We start from the raw sequence: 17573 nt of genomic DNA on the forward strand, positions 1-17573 counted from the left end.
GTCCGTGTCAGGGCTGGCGTCAGCGCCGGGGTCAATGCCGGCCTCGCCCGGCCGGCCCCGCCGGCCTATCCGACCCCGCCCGCCTATCCCGCCCCGCCCGCCCGGCCTCGCCCGGCCGGCCCCGCCGGCCTATCCGGCCCCGCCCGCGCGCGGCACACTGCTCCCATGAGCCCATCCGACGCCACCCCCAGCTCCCCGCCCGCCACCTCTGCCCCCCTCGTGCTCCCGTGCACCGGGATCGGCACTGACGTCCACGCCTTCGCCGCCGCCGACTCCGGCACGCCCTTGCGCCTGGCCTGCCTGGACTGGCCCGGTGAGATCGGGCTGGCGGGGCACTCCGATGGCGACGTCGTCGCCCACGCCTGCTGCGACGCCCTCTTCTCCGCCGCCGCCCTGGGCGATCTCGGCTCCAACTTCGGCACTGCCGAGCCGCAGTGGAAGGGCGCGGCGGGCAGCGCGCTCCTGGCCGAGGCGGCGCGGCGGGTGCGGGCCGCCGGCTTCGAGATCGGCAATATCGCCGTCCAGCTCGTCGGCGAGCGCCCCCGAATCGCCCCCCGCATGGCCGAGGCCACCGCCGCGCTCAGCCGGGCCGCTGCCGCGCCCGTCCACTTCTCCGCCACCACCACCGACCACCTCGGTTTTCTTGGCCGGGCTGAGGGGCTGCTCGCCATCGCCACCGCCCTCGTCTACCCCGTCGCCCCGTCCGCGCGCCCCTGACCCAGGTCCCCGCCCCGGGCCGCCCCGGCCCTCGACGCGCCCACCGGATAGGCTGCCCCCGTGAGCACCGAGACCACCGACGCCCCAGCACTGGCCCTGCGCCTGTACGACTCCGCCGCGCGCGACGTCGTTCCCCTGGCCCCCACCGTCACCCCCGGGGTGGTCGGCATCTACCTGTGCGGCGCCACCGTCCAGGGCTCCCCGCATATCGGCCACATGCGCTCCGGCATCGCCTTCGACGTGCTGCGCCGCTGGCTGGAGCGCTGCGGGCAGAAGGTCGTCCTCATCCGCAACGTCACCGACATCGACGACAAGATCCTGGCCAAGTCCGCCGCCGCCGAGCCGCCGGTTCAGTGGTGGGCCTGGGCGCAGCGCTTCGAGCGCGAGTTCGACGCCGCCTACCGCGCCCTGGGCATCGCGCCGCCCACCTACGAGCCGCGCGCCACCGGCCACATCCCCGAGATGATCGACCTCATCTCCCGCCTCATCGACGCCGGTCACGCCTATGCCGGCTCGCCCGGCAACGTCTACTTCGATGTCGCCTCCCTGCCCGACTACGGCTCGTTGACCAACCAGCGCCCTGAGGACCTGGCCTCCACGGAGGATGAGGCCCAGATCGACGCCGATGTCGAGGCGGACAAGCACTCCCCGCGCGACTTCGCCCTGTGGAAGGCCGCCAAGCCCGGCGAGCCCGACGACGCCGCCTGGGACACCCCCTGGGGGCGCGGCCGCCCCGGCTGGCACCTGGAGTGCTCCGCCATGAGCCGGCGCTACCTCGGCGACGAGTTCGACATTCACGGTGGCGGCATCGACCTGAGGTTCCCCCACCATGAGAATGAGCAGGCCCAGTCCCACGGCGCCGGCTGGGGCTTCGCCCGCCACTGGGTCCACAACGCCTGGGTTACCGTCAAGGGCGAGAAGATGAGCAAGTCCCTGGGCAACTCGCTGGTCGTGGCCGAGTTGCTCAAGGCCTACCCCGCCCCCGTGCTCCGCCTGGCGCTGGGCGCCGTCCACCACCGCTCCACGGTCGAGTTCTCCGAGGAGACCCTCGCCGACGCCGCCGCCCTGTGGGAGCGACTGGCCGGCGCGATCACCCGCGCGCTCGAGCTCGTCCCCGGCGAGGCGGCCGGCCCGGCCGGCTCCGTGGACGCCCCCGCCCTTGAGCTGCGCTCGCGGCCCCTGCCCGGCGAGTTCACCGCGGCCATGGATGAGGATCTCAACCTCGCCGGGGCCATGGCCTGCGTCCACGCCGCCCTCAAGGCCCTCAACGCCGCGCTCGCCGCCCCCACCCCCGAGCCGACGGCAGTCGCCGCCGCGGCCCTCGACCTGCGCGCCATGCTCGACGTCCTCGGCCTCGACCCCCTCTCCGAGCCCTGGCGGGCGGGCACGCTCGGCAGTGCCGGGGCAGACGGCTCCGACGCCGCCATGGGCGCCCTCGACCACCTTGTGACCGCGCTCCTCGACGAGCGCTCCTCCGCGCGCTCCGCCAAGGACTGGGCCCGCGCCGACGCCCTGCGCGATCAGCTCGCGGCGGCCGGCGTCGTCGTCGAGGACTCCGCGGGCGGCGCCCGCTGGCACCTCGCGTGACCACCGCCTGAACCATCCCGGCCCGGGCGCGGATCACCGCCCGCGCCGCAACCCCACGAAACGTAAGACAGGAGGGCACGCGATGCCCGGCAACGAGCAGTACCCCGGCCCCCGGCGCCGCCCCGGATCCAAGAAGGGCCCCACGAAGGGCTCGGGCGGAAATCGCCGACAGGGCCTGGAGGGCAAGGGCCCCACGCCCAAGGCCGAGAACCGCGTCGGCCACCCCAAGGCGCTCGCCAAGGCCCGCGCCGAGGCCCGCGCCTCGGGGGCCAATCAGCGGGTCAACCAGATGGAGCGCCTCAAGAGGGGCTTCCGCGTGCCCGAGGGATTCGAGATCGTCTGCGGTCGCAACGCCGTGGCCGAGGCCGCCCGCGCGGGCGTGCCCATCAGCCGGGTCTTCATGGCCGTCTCGGCCTCCTCCGATGACCGGCTCGGCGCCGTCGTGCGTCGCGCGGCGCTGCTGGGCGCCCCCGTCCTGGAGACCACCCGCCTCGACCTCGACGCCCTCACCGACCGCGCCGCCCACCAGGGGGTGGCCATTGAGGTCCCCGCCTACGAGTACACCACCGCCGCCGACCTCCTCGACCGCGCCCGCTCGCTCGGTCGCACGCCCCTGCTCGTCGCCCTCGACCAGGTCACCGACCCCCACAACCTGGGGGCAGTCCTGCGCTCGGCCGGGGCTTTCGGGGCCGACGGCGTGATCATCCCCGAGCGCCGCAGCGCCGGGGTCACCGCCACCGCCTGGAAGGTGTCCGCCGGCGCGGCCGCCCGCGTGCGCGTGGCCCGCGAGACCAACCTGGTGCGGGCCCTGCGAGAACTGAAGAAGGAGGGGTGCTTCGTCGTCGGGCTCGACGGCGGGGGCGACACCCCGGTGGGGGGGCTCTCCCTGGCCGATGCCCCCCTCGTCGTCGTCACTGGCGCCGAGGGCTCGGGGCTGTCCAGACTCGTGCGCGAGACCTGCGACGTCATCGCCTCCATCCCGATCTCCACGAGCGTGGAGTCCCTCAACGCCGCCGTGGCCACGGGCATCACCCTGTACGAGGTGGACCGCCTGCGCCGCGCGGCGGCCGAGGGCTGAGCGGGCGGCTCGGGGCTCACCATCCCTGGCTGATCTCGGCCGGGCGCCGCGACCGGGCGCCGCGACCGGGCGCCGCGACCGGGCTCAGGCGCGGCGCCCCTGGCGCGGGCCCTGGAGCCGCCCTCATTCACACGCGGGCCGTATTACTGCCACAATGGGTCGCAGCCAACCTCGAGGAGACCGCCATGGCACAGGACGCATCGCAGCGCTGGAACCGCACGGAGGGCGTCGTCATCGCCCCCGGCACAGCGCCCCAGGAAGTGGCCGAGCGCCTGGACTCCGAGCGCGTCGTCGCGCGCCTCGAGTGGTACCCGAGCACCCCCCACCTGCTGTCCATCACCCTGCTCGCCGACGCCGAGGCGCGGGTCGCCGTCACCCCGCCCAGTCGCGGCGGCGTCGTTCCCGGCATGGGGGTCAGCGAGCTGGCCGAGTCCCTCGCGCGCGCCTTCGGCGCCTCGGTGACGATCGGCCCCGCCTCCTTCAACGCGCTCCCCGCTGACGCAGAGCTGCCCGGGCTCGCCCGCCATGGCACGCCGACGGCCCGCACCGTCATCGTCTCCCCGATCAGCGCTTATATGGTGCCCCTGCAGGCCACGCTCCTCGAGCGGCCGCTGGCGGTGGCCACTGTCCCGGAGATCGATCGGCGCATCGTCCTGCACTCCGGTGAGGGCCTGTCGCTCGGGATGTTCGGCTGGGACGAGGAGTCCCTGCCCGCGCTCGTCCTGACGGTCGACGAGGGCGACATGACCGTTCGCGCCGTGACCACCGGTGAGTCCGAGGATGACGCCGTCTTCTCCTGGGGCATGACCTCCCAGTACGTGTGGGGCGGGGTCGCCGAGCCCGGGCCCGCGCTGAGCGCCGTGGTGGACGGCCTCCTCACCGACGTCACGGACGCGTCGGCGATCACCGCCGCCGTCCCGGGAGCCGATGCAGAGGCCGTTGCCAAGGCCCTGGCCACCCCGGGCGCCGCGGGTCTGACCGCGATGATCAAGGCCCTGGGCCTGCCGGGCTGGGTGGACAGCGTGCTCTCCGGGGCGCTGGCGCCCGTGGAGGTGCCGGGCGTCGTCGTCCATGAGCCCCGCGGCCTGGCCAATGCCGTGACCCGCTCCGTCGGTCTCATGGTGAGCGATCCGGGAACACCCGGCCAGGCGATCCGGCAGGCCTACGTGGAGACCGTCACGGAGAAGCCGTGGACGGTGCGAGCCGCGCTCGTGCTGGAGGGCGGGATCGGCGGGGCGCTGCTCGGGGCGGCGCTGCGCCGGCGCGGTGGGATCAACAAGGGGGTGGCGGCGGTGGGCGCGATGGTGCTCGTCGACGCGGTCCTCCAGGCCTCGCTGGCCTCCGTCGTGCGTCATCGCGAGCTGCGCCGTCGCGCGGACGAGGAGACGCGCCTCGTCGAGACCGAGCTCGTCTCCGACTAATCCGCCGAGACCGGTCGAAAATAGGAGCGAGACCGGTCGAAAACGGCGTCGAGACCGGTCGATATCAGGCACGAGACCGGTCCGCGGCGCGCAGGGTGGCGGCGCCCTTGGTGCACCGGAGCGGCCTGTGGATAACTGACCGGTCTCGCTCCTATTTTCGACCGGTCTCGCATATAGGGGGAGGTGATTACTCGCCCTTGAACTTCATGCCGGCGGTGAAGCCGAAGGGGTTGGCGCTGTAGGCCTCGGCCGTCTCCTCGTCGCGGGCCGCGAACTCGGCGTCGTCCTCGATGAGCGGCTCGTCGTCATCGGTGAAGATCGCCTCCATCTCCTGGCTGTCCCCGAGCGACAGGTAGGACTCCTCGTCCCAGTGCTGGGGAAGCACATTGGCGATGTAGTCCTGAGCGGCCTCATCGATGGATATATCCCGTCGCTGCGCCTCGGACATGTACCAGCGGTGCTCCAGCACCTCGTGGAAGATCTCCGCGCTCTGGAGTTTGCGGCGCAACTCGATCGGCACGGACTGGATGGTTGGCTCGAAGACCTCGGCGAGCCAGGCATGCGCCACTTGCTCGAGCGGCCGATCCCGCATCCCGCGGGTGACCCGGTAGGCCTCCAGATCGTTGAGCATGCGGCGCCCCTGGCGCTCCTGGACATCCAGTCCCGTCAGGCGCAGCAGGCGGCGGTGGTAGTAGCCGGCGTCGACCACCTTGGGCTGGATGACGAGGTGCTCCCCGGTCTCGTCCGTGCGCATGGTCAGCTCCCCGACGTCGAATCCCTGCTCGTTGAGCCGCTCGATGCGGAGGCGCACCCGCCAGCGCTCGCTCATGGAGAAGGACTCCTCACCGGTGAGGATCTCCCACAGATCGTGGTAGCGCTCCACGATCCGGTCCCCGACCTCGATCGTGTCGACGCTCGGCTCCAGGAGGGCTCCGGCCTGCAGGTCCATGAGCTCACCGATGATGTTGGTTCGGGCGACGTCGATGTCGTACAGGCGCTTGCCTTCCGTCAGGCCGCCCTCGGGGTAGAGTTCTCCCGTCTCGGCGTCCACGAGGTAGGCGGCGAAAGCTCCCGCGTCCCGTCGGAACAGCGTGTTCGACAGGGAGACGTCCCCCCAGTAGAAGCCCAGCAGATGGAGGCGCACGAGCAGCACGGCGAGGGCGTCGATGAGGCGCGTGGCCGTGTCGGGGCTCATGTATTGGCTGAACAGGGCTCGGTAGGGCAGGGAGTAGGACAGGTGCTCCGTGACGAGGGCCGAGTTCAGGCGCTCGCCGTCGGCGCTCATGCGGCCGGTGATGACTGCCGTCGGGGTGACGCAGGGGGCGCCCAGCCGCACGAGGTCGCGCAGCAGTTGGTACTCGCGGTGCGCCACCGCCTCGCCGATCTCCTTGACCGCGATGACGCGCTCGGAGAGGTTGACGAAGCGCACGACGTGCCGGGACAGGCCGCGCGGCAGGGCGGCGAGAACATCCTGGGGCCATTCCTCCAGGGGGAGCTCCCAGGGCAGGTCGAGGAGGGCCGGATCGATCGTCGCGGCCGAGATCTGCATGGACATGAGCATGCGACGATTCTTGCAGGAATCCCGTGCTGTCGGGCCGACCAAATGCCTGAGGGCATGACGCTGCCCGGGTGGTGAGCCGAGAGGCGGGCAGTTGGTCGAGGCGGGTGGGCGAGGCGGGCGGTGGGTGGCCGGTTGTGGTGGGTGGCCGGTTGTGGTGGGCGGTGCGGGGCCGATGGCAGCTGCCGTGGTGGTTGAGGGCGGCGTTGTCGGTGATGACCCGCACCGGGCTCGACGCCGTAGGCCTTGAGGAGGCCCCTGGCTGCCGGGGCGTCCCCGCCCGTCCCGGAGTTCACGCCCCGGCGCCCCGCGATAACAAGCGTTTTCGCCCTGACCGGTGCTTCTCGCACCCACTGGTGCGGAAATCACCGACTGGTGCGGGTAGGACGCTCCACTGGGTGCGGATGGCACCTGTGGGTGTGGATGGCGCCTGTGGGTGTGGGTTGGGGCGCTCCACTGGGTGTGGATGGCGCCCGTCGGTGCGGATGGCGCCACCCGACGGCGCACGACCGACAGCCGCGCCAGCGCTCTCCGCTGCGCCACGGCGGAGCCCCGCCCCCGCCGTGGCGGGAACGGGGCTCCGACGATGACCTGAGAGGGTCGTGGGGCTTGTGATCAAGCGGGCAGGCGCTCACCGGTGGCCGCGGAGAAGATGTGCTCCTGGCCGGGCTTGATGCGCACGTTGACCGTCTCGCCAGCGCCCGGAGCGGTGCGCGGGGGAACGCGGACGATGATCTGGCTGGAGTCCTCGCCGCTGCCGAGCTTGTCCTCCGAGCCCTCGGCGCCCACGAGCTCGCCGTAGATGTAGGCGTCGCTTCCGAGCTCCTCGACGAAGGACACGCGCACCGGGATCGAGTGCTCATCGGAGGCGGAGACCACCTCGAGGGACTCGGGGCGGAACCCGATGGTGATCTTGCCGCCGTCCTCTGGCTTGATGGCGTCGAGGGTGGCGCGGCTCAACTGGATCTTGGCGGAGCCGATGGAGGCGACATCGCCGTTGACGGTGAAGTGCCCCAGGTTCATCGCGGGGGAGCCGATGAAGCCGGCCACGAACTCATTGGCGGGCTTGTCGTACATCTCACGAGGGGTGCCGACCTGCTGGAGGAGGCCGTCCTTGAGGACGGCGATGCGGTCTCCCATGGTGAGGGCTTCGGTCTGGTCGTGGGTGACGTAGACCGTGGTGACGCCCAGCGAGCGCTGGAGGGAGGCGATCTGCGTGCGGGTCTGGACGCGGAGCTTGGCGTCCAGGTTGGACAGGGGCTCATCCATGAGGAAGACCTTGGGCTTGCGCACGATGGCGCGGCCCATGGCCACGCGCTGGCGCTGGCCGCCGGACAGGGCCTTGGGCTTGCGGTCGAGGTACTCGGTCAGGCCCAGGATCTTGGCGGCCTCGCGGACGCGCTTGTCGATCTCCTCCTTGGGGGTGCCGGCGATCTTCAGGGCGAAGCCCATGTTGTCATGCACGCTCATGTGCGGGTACAGGGCGTAGTTCTGGAAGACCATGGCGATGTCGCGGTCCTTGGGCTGGACATCGGTGACGTCCCGGTCGCCGATGAGGATGCGGCCGGAGTTGACGTCCTCCAGGCCGGCGAGCATGCGCAGTGACGTCGACTTCCCGCAGCCGGACGGGCCGACGAGGACGAGGAACTCGCCGTCGGCGATCTCGAGGTTGAGCTGGTCCACCGAGGGGCGGTCATTGCCCGGGTAGATGCGGGTGGCGTGATCAAAGGTCACGGTAGCCATGGAGTTATTCCCTTCACCGGCAGGTACGTGCCGGACGATCCGTGGTGGAGAGGTGCCGGGATGTGAGCGTTGACGGAGGATGACGGAGATCGGTCGAGCCGGGCAGCGCGTGGCGTCCTTGGCACGGTGCCGGGGCGGAAGCCCTCGACGGGAGACATAGTGTCATGGCGCACTCCCGAGCGCGACACCTGTCAGAATGAGACCTGGACAAACACCTGTGAACTACATCACATACTATGGTCGGTCCTGCTTGGCCGGTACCCTGGCCGCATGACGCAGCCGCCTGTCTCTCTTCCTCCGTCGATCAGCGGACTGCGGGCGGGCGCCACCGTCGGCGGCTATCGGCTCCTGCGGCGCCTTGGCGCCGGGGGCATGGGTGCGGTCTGGGAGGTGACCGATGAGGCCGGCGACCGCGTCGCCATGAAGATCCTCCATCCTCAGATCGCCGCCGACCCCATGGCGAGGCGCCGCCTCGATCGGGAGGCCCAGGTCCTGGCCAGGGTGCGGGACGCCCGCGTCGCCCGTATCCTCGACATCGAGACCGGCGACTCCGAGTCCGCTCACGGCATGACCTTCGTCATCACCGAGCTCGTCGAGGGCCCCACCCTCCAGCGCGAGGTCGACCGCGAGGGGGCCTACGACCTCGTCACCGACGCCCGTGACCTGTCCGATCTCGCCCATGGCCTGGTCGACGCCCTGCGTGCCGTGCATGACGCCGGAGTCATCCACAGGGACCTCAAGCCCTCCAATGTCATGCTCGGCGCCCAGGGCCCGGTCCTCATCGACTTCGGCATCGCCCAGGTTGCCGACGACGTCCGCCTCACCCAGACCGGCCAGGTCACCGGGACTCCCGGGTTCATCCCGCCCGAGATGCTCGACGGCGATGAGCCCTCCCCGGGGGTCGACTGGTACGCCTGCGCGGGTGTTCTCCTCTTCGCGGTCACCGGGCGCGCGCCTTTCGGCTCCGGCCCCTGGCAGGTGGTCTTCCGCCGTGTCTACGCCGGCACGCCCGAGCTCGGCGATCTTCCCGAGGAGTGCCCGGCCCTGGCGCGGGCCTTCCGCGCCGCCCTGGAGCCCAAGGTGGCGGACCGCCTCTCGATCGACGGGCTTCTCTCCGTCCTCGATGAGATCGCCGACGGCGGGGACGGCTCCCGGGCGCTCGCCGCGGTTCTTCCCGGGGCCGGTGGCGCCGCGCCGCTGCCATCCTCGGGAGCGTCGGACGGCGCCTACGGGGTGCCGCCGGCGAGCGGGCCGAGCCTGACGTCGGTCCAGCGGCCGGGGGGCAGCCCCACGATGACCCCTGCGGCCTCCGGCTACGGCGCCGCCCCGGGAGCCTATGGGAGGGTCCCCGCGCCGAGCCCCTTCGAGGGTGCCGCCCCCGATGCGCGGGCCGGCGGAACGGCGCTGCCCGTCTCCTACGCCCCGGGCTCCGGCGGGGCGGGACCCGGCGGGGCGTCTCCCATGAGCCGGCCCGCCTCGCCGCCCGCGCTGCCGACTCCTCCCTCCGGCGGGCCGGTCTCTCCGGCCGGAGGGTCGACCCCCGGCTGGGCCCCCGCCCAGGCCGCCCAGCCGATGCCGCCCGCGATCTCCCCCCAGGCCCAGGGGTCAGGGGCCCCGGGGACCCCCGGCCCGGCCGCGTCGGGCTGGGCGACCGGTCCCACCGACACCGGGCCGACGGGTGTGGGGACTGCCTCCGCCGGGGCGCTCGACCCCGCGAGCCACGAGGCCCGCCCCGCCTCGGTCGGGACCTCCGGAGTCGCGGATGCCCCGGCCGCGGCGCTGCCCGACTGGGCCCGCGAGCCCCAGCGCCGTCGCACGATGATCCTGTGCGTTGGCTTCCTCCTCGTCATGCTCGGCATGTGGGCGCCTGTCTGGGTGGCATTGGCCGCGTCCATTCTCGTGGTCATCGCCGGCGCCGTGGGCCGCGGGGATGACGACCGGCGCTGGCGCAGGCTTCACAAGGGGAGCGCGACGGCGGCCGACACCGCTCGCATGTGGGCCACGAGCCCGCTCTACCTGCTTCGCTCCGCCGGGGCGGCGCTGCCCGCGATCCTCCTGGCCGGCGTCGTCGCTGGCGGTCTCTACTTCTTGCTGCGGGATCCGATGGGCGCGGAGGTCGGCGTGGATCCGTCGTTCCTCGAGGATATGCGCCTGCGCCATCGCCGAGCCCTGCTCATGGCGGGCTGCGAGCTCGTTTTCCTGCTCATCGTGTGGTTTGTCCCCTGGGGCGCCTCCACTCGGCGCGGCGGCGCCAAGATCGTGTCCGCCTTCATGCCCGGTCGGCCGATCCGCGCGCTGTGGGCCGTCGTGCTCGTGTCTCTCGGCGTCGGGTGCCTCGTGCTGGAGGTGCTCATGCGCCTTCCGCCGGCGACCCTTAGCCCCCTCCAGTGAGGGCGGCGTCGTCGGTGATCGCCGCAGGACGCGGCGTGGGACTGGGGCGGGCCTCGCCGCTGGGGCCGCTTCCCCGGCGCCCCGTGACGGTCGCGGTTCGCGCCGCCCCTTCCAGAATAGTGAATTTTCAATTATTGTCTGTGCGAACCGTTGCGCTACGACATCCACGCAGATTCGGAGGAGCCGATCATGGCCTCGAATGATCCCCGCCCAACCAAGGCCGAGCGCCGGGAGGCCGCCCGTGTCAAGGCTCAGGCCCTGCGCGAGGAGCAGGCCCGCAAGTCCCACCGCGCTGCCCTCACGCGCCGCGCCCTCATCGGGACGGGTGCCGTCGCCGTCGTTGGTGGAGTCGCCGGGACGGTCTGGCACGCGAAGTCAGTTGAAGACGCCAAGAAGAACAGCCGCCTTCCCTCCGCTGTCCGCGAAGACGGCTCGTGGACCTACGGAAAGGATCTCGCGGTGGGCTCCTCCACCGCTGACGCCCCGGTCCTCGACGTCTACTTCGACTACGCCTGCCACTTCTGCGCCAACTTCGAGGTGGACCACTCCGAGGAGATGAAGAAGCTCGCCTCTGACGGCAAGATCACCCTCGCCCTCCACCCCGCGCAGTTCCTCAACCAGGACTGGACGAACATGGCCTACCACGCCATGGGCGCCGTTCTCGACAACGAGCCCGACAAGGCCCTCGACTACCACAACGCCCTTCTCGCCCGCTTCGGCGTCGCGTTCTCCAAGAAGGACAAGAGCCTGATCACCAAGACAGCCATCAACGAGGTCGCCTCTGAGGCGGGCCTGTCCTCGGACACCCGGAGCGCCATCAAGAAGGCGCTGAAGTACTCCGGCTATCAGAAGTGGATCGACGCCTCTACCAAGTCCTTCCAGGACGGCGGCTTCCGTGCCACCCCGACGATCCTCTACGACGGGAAGCAGGTCGACTTGAACCTGCTCCAGGCCAAGAACAGCCTGGCTGACTACGTCAACGGCCAGCAGAGCGGCGCAGCGCCCGCCACGCCGACCGCAGCGCCCGCCACGCCGACCGAGACCCCCGCCCCTGAGACGCCCGCCGCTTCGGATGAGCCCGCCCCCGAGGAGGGCGCCGCGACACCCGGCGCCTGAGAGCGTCCCGCGATCCTCGGCGCATGTGCCACACTTGCGCCCGGGCCTCGTGCCGAGGCCCGCACGCCGCGTTAGCTCAGTTGGTAGAGCAGCTGTCTTGTAAACAGCAGGTCGCCGGTTCGAACCCGGCACGCGGCTCCACGCCCATCGGTCGTCAGCGGCATGCGGATCGGGACGCGCGCCCCTCCCGCGTCGATGCGCGGGAGGGGCGCTATTCCGCGGGTCAGGCCCCCGCGCGCCGTTTGCCGACGATGTCGACGGCGACGGCGAGCAGGAGGACCAGCCCCTTAATGGCCTGCTGCCATGCGGAGTCGACCGCCATGATCGACAGTCCCATGTTGAGCACGCCCATGATGAGCGCTCCGATGATCGCCCCGGACACCCTGCCGATTCCCCCGGAGACCGCGGCGCCCCCGATATAGGCGGCCGCGATCGCATCCATCTCATACAGGTTGCCGGCCGTGGAGACCGCGGCCCCCGCGCGGGATGTGGTCACGATGGCCGCCAGTGAGGCGAGGAAGCCCATGTTGACGAACAGCAGGAAATCGACTTTGCGCACGTCGACCCCCGACAGGCGCGCGGCCTTGAGGTTGCCGCCCACGGCGTAGACGTGTCGGCCGAAGACCGTGCGCCCCATGATGAAGGAGTAGACCAGGATGACCAGGCCGACGATGACCAGCACGATCGGCGTGCCCCCGGCCGAGTAGGCGAGCAGTGCCGTGAGCGCCGCGATCGCGGCCGCGAAGACGCCCTCGCGCACGAGGAAGGCGCCCAGGGGCTTGACGGGGCGGCCCGCGGTCACTGCGCGCCGTCGGGCCCGCGTCTGCGTCAGAACTAATCCGCCGATTGCCACGACGCCGATGAGGATCGTCACGCCGTCGTAGTCCTGGAAGTAGCCCAGCCAGGGCGGCAGGGAGCCATTCGCGATCGAAACGAAACTGGAGGGCATGCCGGAGACGGTGCGCTGGACCAGGACCACGGTCAGACCGCGGAAGATGAGCATGCCCGCCAGGGTGACGATGAAGGCGGGGATCTCCATGTAGGCGACCCAGAAGCCCTGCCAGCACCCCACGAGCATCCCGATGCCGACGGCGATGAGGACCACCACGATCCAGGGCAGGCCCTGGTTGACGATGAGCAGGCCGATGATGCCGCCGATGAATCCCACGAGGGAGCCGACGGACAGGTCGATATGGCGCCCGATGATGACCATGACCATGCCCACGGCCAGGATCATGACGTAGGCGTTCTGCTGGATGAGGCTGGCCACGTTGTTGGGTGACAGCAGGAGGCCGCCGGTGAGGACCTGGAAGAAGAGGATGATCGCGACCAGGGCCGCGAGGATGCCGTACTGGCGCAGGTTGCGCCCCAGGTATGCGTTGACGCCCTTCACTTCGCGCCGTCCTTTCCCGCTGATCGATCGCGGTCGCTTTTCTCGATGGTCATGAGCCGCATGAGGCTCTCCTGGTCCGCCTCGGCGCGGGGCAGCTGGCCGGTGATGCGCCCGTGGCTCATGGCGTAGATGCGGTCGCAGATGCCCAGTAGTTCGGGCAGCTCGGAGGAGATGACGAGGACCGCCTTGCCGGAGTCCGCCAGCTCGCCGATGATTTGGTAGATCTCGTACTTGGCGCCTACATCGATCCCGCGCGTGGGCTCATCGAGGATGAGGACGTCGGGGTCGGTGAAGATCCACCTGGCCAGGACGACCTTCTGCTGGTTGCCCCCGGACAGGGAGCCCACCGGGGTCGACAGGGAGGCGGTCTTCGTCCGCAGCTCGTGGCGGTAGCGCTCGGCGATTTCGAGTTCGGCGCTTTCGTCGACGACGCCGCGACGAGATATCTTCCGCAGCGCCGCGGCGGTGGTGTTCGTCTTGACGTCCTGGATGAGGTTGAGCCCCAGCGCCTTGCGGTCCTCGCTGACGTAGGCCAGGCCCTCATCCATGGCCCGGGCAACCGAGGAGGTGGAGACCTCAACGCCGTCCTTGAGGACGGTGCCGGAGATACCCGTGCCGTAGGAGTGCCCGAATACGCTCATCGCTAGCTCGGTGCGCCCGGCGCCCATGAGGCCGGCTAGGCCCACGATCTCACCGCGTCGCAGGCTCAGCGCCGCCCCGTCAACCACCTTGCGCGCGGTGTCGATGGGATGGTGGACCGTCCAGTCGCGGATTTGGAGGATCTCCTGGCCGATGCTCGGCGCTCGCTCGGGGTAGCGGTTGTCGAGGGAGCGGCCCACCATGAGGCGGATGATCTCGTCCTCGGTGATCGCCCCGGGGCCGTGCAACGGGGCGGTCTGGATAGTCCGGCCATCGCGGATGATCGTCGTGCGGTCCGCGATGCGGGAGATCTCCCCAAGTTTGTGAGAGATCATGACCATGGAGATGCCGCGCTCGCGCAGGCCCCGCATGAGGCCGAGCAGGTGCTCGGAGTCCTCGTCGTTGAGCGCGGCCGTCGGCTCGTCGAGGATGAGCAGGCGCACGTCCTTGGACAGGGCCTTGGCGATCTCGACGAGCTGCTGGTGGCCGACACCCAAGTCCGCCACTCGCGTCCGCGGCTGAATGTCGAGGCCGACCTCGGCCAGGAGGCGGGCCGCCTCGTCATTGGTGTCCTCCCAGTTGATGACGCCCCCGCGCTGCTTCTCATTGCCCATGAAGATGTTCTCAGCCACCGACAGGTAGGGGCTCAGCGCCAGCTCCTGGTGGATGATGACGATTCCCAGCGCCTCGGAGTCCCGCACGGAGCGGAACTCGCGGACCGCGCCGTCGTAGACGATGTCGCCGTCGTAGGTGCCGCGCGGCCACACCCCCGACAGGACATTCATGAGGGTGGACTTTCCCGCGCCGTTCTCCCCGCAGATCGCGTGGATCTCACCGCGCCGCACATCGAAGGTGACATCCTGGAGGGCGGTGAACCGCCCGAAGGACTTCGTGATGCCCCTCATCTGGAGGATAAGGCCGTCCGGGGCGCCGGCAATGGCGGGAGACGACGTCGATTCGGGGCTCATGACCGCTCCCCTCCCATGCGTCCGCACACCGGGCTCATAGCCCGATCTCCCCGGCGCTGTAATAACCGGAGTCGACGAGGACCTCCTTGACGTTGCCCGCATCGACGGTCACCGGCTCGAGCAGGTAGGCCGGGACCACCTTGACGCCGTTGTCATAGGAGTCGGTGTCGTTGACCTCGACCTGCTCGGACTTGATGATCTGGTCGACCATCGCCGCGCAGCGCTCGCCGAGCTTGCGCGTGTCCTTGAAGACGGTCATCGACTGCCGGCCCGCCACGATATTGGCGACATTGGCCTGATCGGCGTCCTGGCCGGTAAGCGCTGGCCAGTCGGTGGGCCCGTAGCCCGCGGAGTCCAGCGCCTGGGACACGCCCAGGGCGATGGCGTCATTGGGTGCCAGTACCGCTCCGACGCGGGTGGTGGCGCTGTAGAAGGAATTGAGGCGGTTCTCCATCTCCGCCTGGGCCGTGGTGTTGGACCAGGCCTGAATGCCGATGGACTGCCAGTCATCGACGGACGCGGGCATCTTTCCCGAGGGGCACACGAGGGTACCGGCCTTGACGTAGGGGGCGAGCACATCCCAGGCCCCGGAGAAGAAGAAGCGCGCGTTGTTGTCGTCCGGGGAGCCGGAGAAGGGCTCGATGTTGATCGGCCCCTTGGCGGACTCCAGGCCGAGCGCATCGACGAGGTACTTGCCCTGCAATGCGCCGACGTTGTAGTTGTCGAAGGTGACGTAGTAGTCCACGGCCTCGGTGTCGCGGATGAGGCGGTCGTAGGCGATGATCGTGATGCCGAGGTTGGCGGCGGACTGGAGGACCGGTGCCAGGGCCGAGCCGTCGATCGCGCCGACGACGATGACCTTCGGCGACTTGTTGATCATGGTTTGGAGCTGGGAGCTCTGCTGCTCGACCTTGTTGTCGGCGAACTGGAGCTCGACCTGGTATCCCAGGTCGGTCAGGAGCGTCTTGAGGTTCTCGCCGTCGCGGCTCCACCGCTCGAGGTTCTTGGTGGGCATCGACACGCCGACGAGGGCGCCCTGCCCTCCGGAGGACGAGCCGTAGTAATCGGCGGTGCGCTCGGCCGTGCACGCCGCGAGGGCGGTGGCGAGACTCGCGGCCCCACCGGCCACGAACGACCTGCGGGTCAGGTTCGACATAGGGCCTCCTTGCCTGCTATGTGAGGGGCGGCCCGACAAGCCGCCTATTTGTTTCACCGTAGCACTTGAAGGATGACCTGTAAACAAGGGTGCCCTGCTTCCAATCGCCGGTGACAGTTCATCCTTAAGACAGAGGTATGGCAGTCAACGACGTCCTGAGGCAGGGCACCGATTTATGGGGGCGCGGTCGGCGTCCCGGGGCGATGCGCGCTTCCACCGCCCGCGAGATCGGGGCGGATGGGGTTGTGGGGTCTCGGCTGTTCAGCCGCGGGTGAGGAGGAGACGTGCGGCGGTGTGGTAGGCGGCGCGGATGCGTGGTCGGGGGGTGGCGGTGAGGCGCTCGGGGGCGCTGGGGGTCCAGGCGGGGGGCTGGTCGGTGTTGGTCAGAACCCAGGCGGCTTGTTTGGCGGCGCCGTCGGCGACGCGCTCGGCGGGGGCGGGCGCGTTGACCGGTACGCCCAGGATGGCGGGGGCCAGGGCTTTGGCGCAGGCCCATCTGGTCCCGCCGCCGGTGAGCGTGACCTCGTTGATGCCCACCCCCTGGGCGCGCACGGCGTCCAGGGCGTCGGCCATGAGGCACAGCAGGCCCTCGACGGCGGCGCGCGCGTAGTTGCCGGGCGTGAGGTTGGCCAGGGTCATGCCGGTCAGGATCCCGGTGGCCCCGGGCAGGTTGGGGGTGCGCTCGCCCTCCAGGTAGGGCACGTGCACCAGGCCGCCCGCGCCCTCGGCGGCCGCCAGGGCCAGGGCGTCGAACTCCTCGTAGGACACCCCCAGCACCGTCTTGGCGGCGTCCAGGACCCGGGCGCCGTTGAGGGTGCAGGCCAGCGGCAGGAAGGCCCCGGTGGCGTCGGCGAAGCCGGCCACCAGGCCGCTGGGGTCGTGGACGGGGGTGGTCGACACCGCCGCGACCACGCCACTGGTGCCCAAGGACACGCTGGTCTGACCGGGGCCAAGGCCCAGGCCCAGGGCCGCCCCGGCGTTGTCCCCGCACCCCGGGCCCAGCGCCAGGTGGGACAGGTCGCGGCCCAGGACATCGCGGCCGCCGGGGCCCGCGGCCTGGTGGGGCCCCAGCGCGCGCGGCAGGATGATCGCCTCGGCCTCCTCCTCGCTGATGCGCAGGGCCAGGGCCAGCAGGTCGCGCCGGTAGGCATTGGCCACCGGATCGAAGTAGCCCGTGCCCGAGGCGTCGGAGCGGTCCGTGACCAGATCCTCCAAGCGCCCGGTGCCCCGCAGGCGCCAGGTCAGCCAGTCGTGCGGCAGGCACACGGCCGCGACGCGCGCGGCCGCCCCGGGCTCGTGGTCCGCCAGCCAGCGCAGCTTGGTGACGGTCAGCGAGGCCACCGGCACCGATCCCACCGCCCGGGCCCACGCCGCGCGCCCGGCCGCCTGGTCGCCCCCGCCCAGCTCGACGATGAGGTCGGCCGCGGCGCCGGCCGAGCGGGTGTCGTTCCACAGCAGGGCCGGGCGGATCACCTCGCCGTCCTCGTCCAGCACGACCATGCCGTGCTGCTGGCCGCCCACGCTCAGGGCCGCCACGTCATCAAGCCCCCCAACGGCGTCAACGGCCTCGCCCAGGGCCCGCCACCACTGATCGGGATGGATCTCGGTGCCATCGGGATGAGAAGCCCGCCCGTCACGCACGAGGGCGCCGGTGGCGGCGTCACGGATGACGATCTTGCAGGACTGGGTCGAGGAGTCGACGCCGGCAACCAGGGTCGCGCTCATACGGGTGTTCCTTCCGCGCGGGGTGGGGGTGTGGACGAGGACGGCGGGGCCCGCCGTCGGGACCGAGCGCGTCAGGGACGG

At 70.9% G+C, this 17573-nt stretch carries 12 protein-coding genes and 1 tRNA gene; 7 read left to right on the plus strand and 6 right to left on the minus strand.

Annotated features, from left to right (window positions below; translation table 11 throughout):
* Nucleotides 1–165: 165 nt before the first annotated feature.
* From ispF to GVV75_RS03850, 4 genes are all read left to right on the plus strand, one after another.
* The gene (gene ispF / locus GVV75_RS03835; RefSeq protein ID WP_159813558.1) at nucleotides 166–717 is read left to right on the plus strand and encodes a 2-C-methyl-D-erythritol 2,4-cyclodiphosphate synthase; all 552 of its coding nucleotides are present in this window, start codon (nucleotides 166–168) and stop codon (nucleotides 715–717) included.
* A gap of 60 nt (nucleotides 718–777) precedes the next feature.
* Complete coding sequence (gene cysS, locus GVV75_RS03840) at nucleotides 778–2304, plus strand: cysteine--tRNA ligase (protein ID WP_159813560.1); 1527 nt, start codon at nucleotides 778–780, stop codon at nucleotides 2302–2304.
* A gap of 82 nt (nucleotides 2305–2386) precedes the next feature.
* Nucleotides 2387–3382, plus strand: coding sequence for a 23S rRNA (guanosine(2251)-2'-O)-methyltransferase RlmB (gene rlmB / locus GVV75_RS03845; protein WP_159624058.1), 996 nt, complete (start codon nucleotides 2387–2389; stop codon nucleotides 3380–3382).
* A gap of 185 nt (nucleotides 3383–3567) precedes the next feature.
* Nucleotides 3568–4803 carry a hypothetical protein gene (locus tag GVV75_RS03850; RefSeq protein WP_159813562.1) on the plus strand — a complete coding sequence of 412 codons (1236 nt, stop codon included), beginning with the start codon at nucleotides 3568–3570 and terminating at the stop codon, nucleotides 4801–4803.
* Nucleotides 4804–4990: 187 nt separating this feature from the next.
* Here GVV75_RS03850 and GVV75_RS03855 read toward each other — a convergent pair whose 3' ends face one another.
* Nucleotides 4991–6364: a DUF4032 domain-containing protein gene (locus tag GVV75_RS03855; protein WP_159522515.1), complete on the minus strand. Its 1374-nt coding sequence runs from the start codon at nucleotides 6362–6364 to the stop codon at nucleotides 4991–4993.
* 612 nt (nucleotides 6365–6976) lie between these two features.
* Nucleotides 6977–8104 carry an ABC transporter ATP-binding protein gene (locus tag GVV75_RS03860; protein ID WP_159522516.1) on the minus strand — a complete coding sequence of 376 codons (1128 nt, stop codon included), beginning with the start codon at nucleotides 8102–8104 and terminating at the stop codon, nucleotides 6977–6979.
* Between the two features lie 270 nt (nucleotides 8105–8374).
* On the opposite strand from GVV75_RS03860, the gene GVV75_RS03865 reads away from it, so the two are divergent.
* The 3 genes from GVV75_RS03865 (at nucleotide 8375) to GVV75_RS03875 (ending at nucleotide 11752) form a co-directional block, all read left to right on the plus strand.
* Nucleotides 8375–10495: a protein kinase domain-containing protein gene (locus GVV75_RS03865; RefSeq protein ID WP_159813564.1), complete on the plus strand. Its 2121-nt coding sequence runs from the start codon at nucleotides 8375–8377 to the stop codon at nucleotides 10493–10495.
* Nucleotides 10496–10684: 189 nt separating this feature from the next.
* Nucleotides 10685–11611, plus strand: coding sequence for a DsbA family protein (locus GVV75_RS03870; protein WP_159522518.1), 927 nt, complete (start codon nucleotides 10685–10687; stop codon nucleotides 11609–11611).
* A 65-nt stretch (nucleotides 11612–11676) separates the two neighbouring features.
* Nucleotides 11677–11752 (plus strand) — tRNA-Thr (locus GVV75_RS03875).
* A gap of 82 nt (nucleotides 11753–11834) precedes the next feature.
* On the opposite strand, the gene mmsB is transcribed toward GVV75_RS03875, so the two are convergent.
* The 4 genes from mmsB to GVV75_RS03895 form a co-directional block, all read right to left on the minus strand.
* A complete protein-coding gene (gene mmsB, locus GVV75_RS03880; RefSeq protein WP_159813566.1) occupies nucleotides 11835–13004 on the minus strand; it encodes a multiple monosaccharide ABC transporter permease in 1170 nt (389 codons plus the stop codon).
* Nucleotides 13001–14611, minus strand: a complete 1611-nt coding sequence (mmsA, locus tag GVV75_RS03885; protein ID WP_159813568.1) for a multiple monosaccharide ABC transporter ATP-binding protein — start codon at nucleotides 14609–14611, stop codon at nucleotides 13001–13003. The genes mmsB and mmsA overlap by 4 nt, the downstream gene beginning before the upstream one ends.
* A 34-nt stretch (nucleotides 14612–14645) precedes the next feature.
* The gene (gene chvE / locus GVV75_RS03890) at nucleotides 14646–15767 is read right to left on the minus strand and encodes a multiple monosaccharide ABC transporter substrate-binding protein (RefSeq protein ID WP_159813570.1); all 1122 of its coding nucleotides are present in this window, start codon (nucleotides 15765–15767) and stop codon (nucleotides 14646–14648) included.
* A gap of 261 nt (nucleotides 15768–16028) precedes the next feature.
* On the minus strand, nucleotides 16029–17492 hold the full coding sequence (locus tag GVV75_RS03895) for an FGGY family carbohydrate kinase (protein WP_159813572.1): 1464 nt from the start codon (nucleotides 17490–17492) through the stop codon (nucleotides 16029–16031).
* Nucleotides 17493–17573: the final 81 nt, after the last annotated feature.

The sequence above is a fragment of the Actinomyces sp. zg328 genome (assembly GCF_009829635.1).
In the GTDB taxonomy this organism is placed as follows: Bacteria; Actinomycetota; Actinomycetes; order Actinomycetales; family Actinomycetaceae; genus Actinomyces; species Actinomyces marmotae.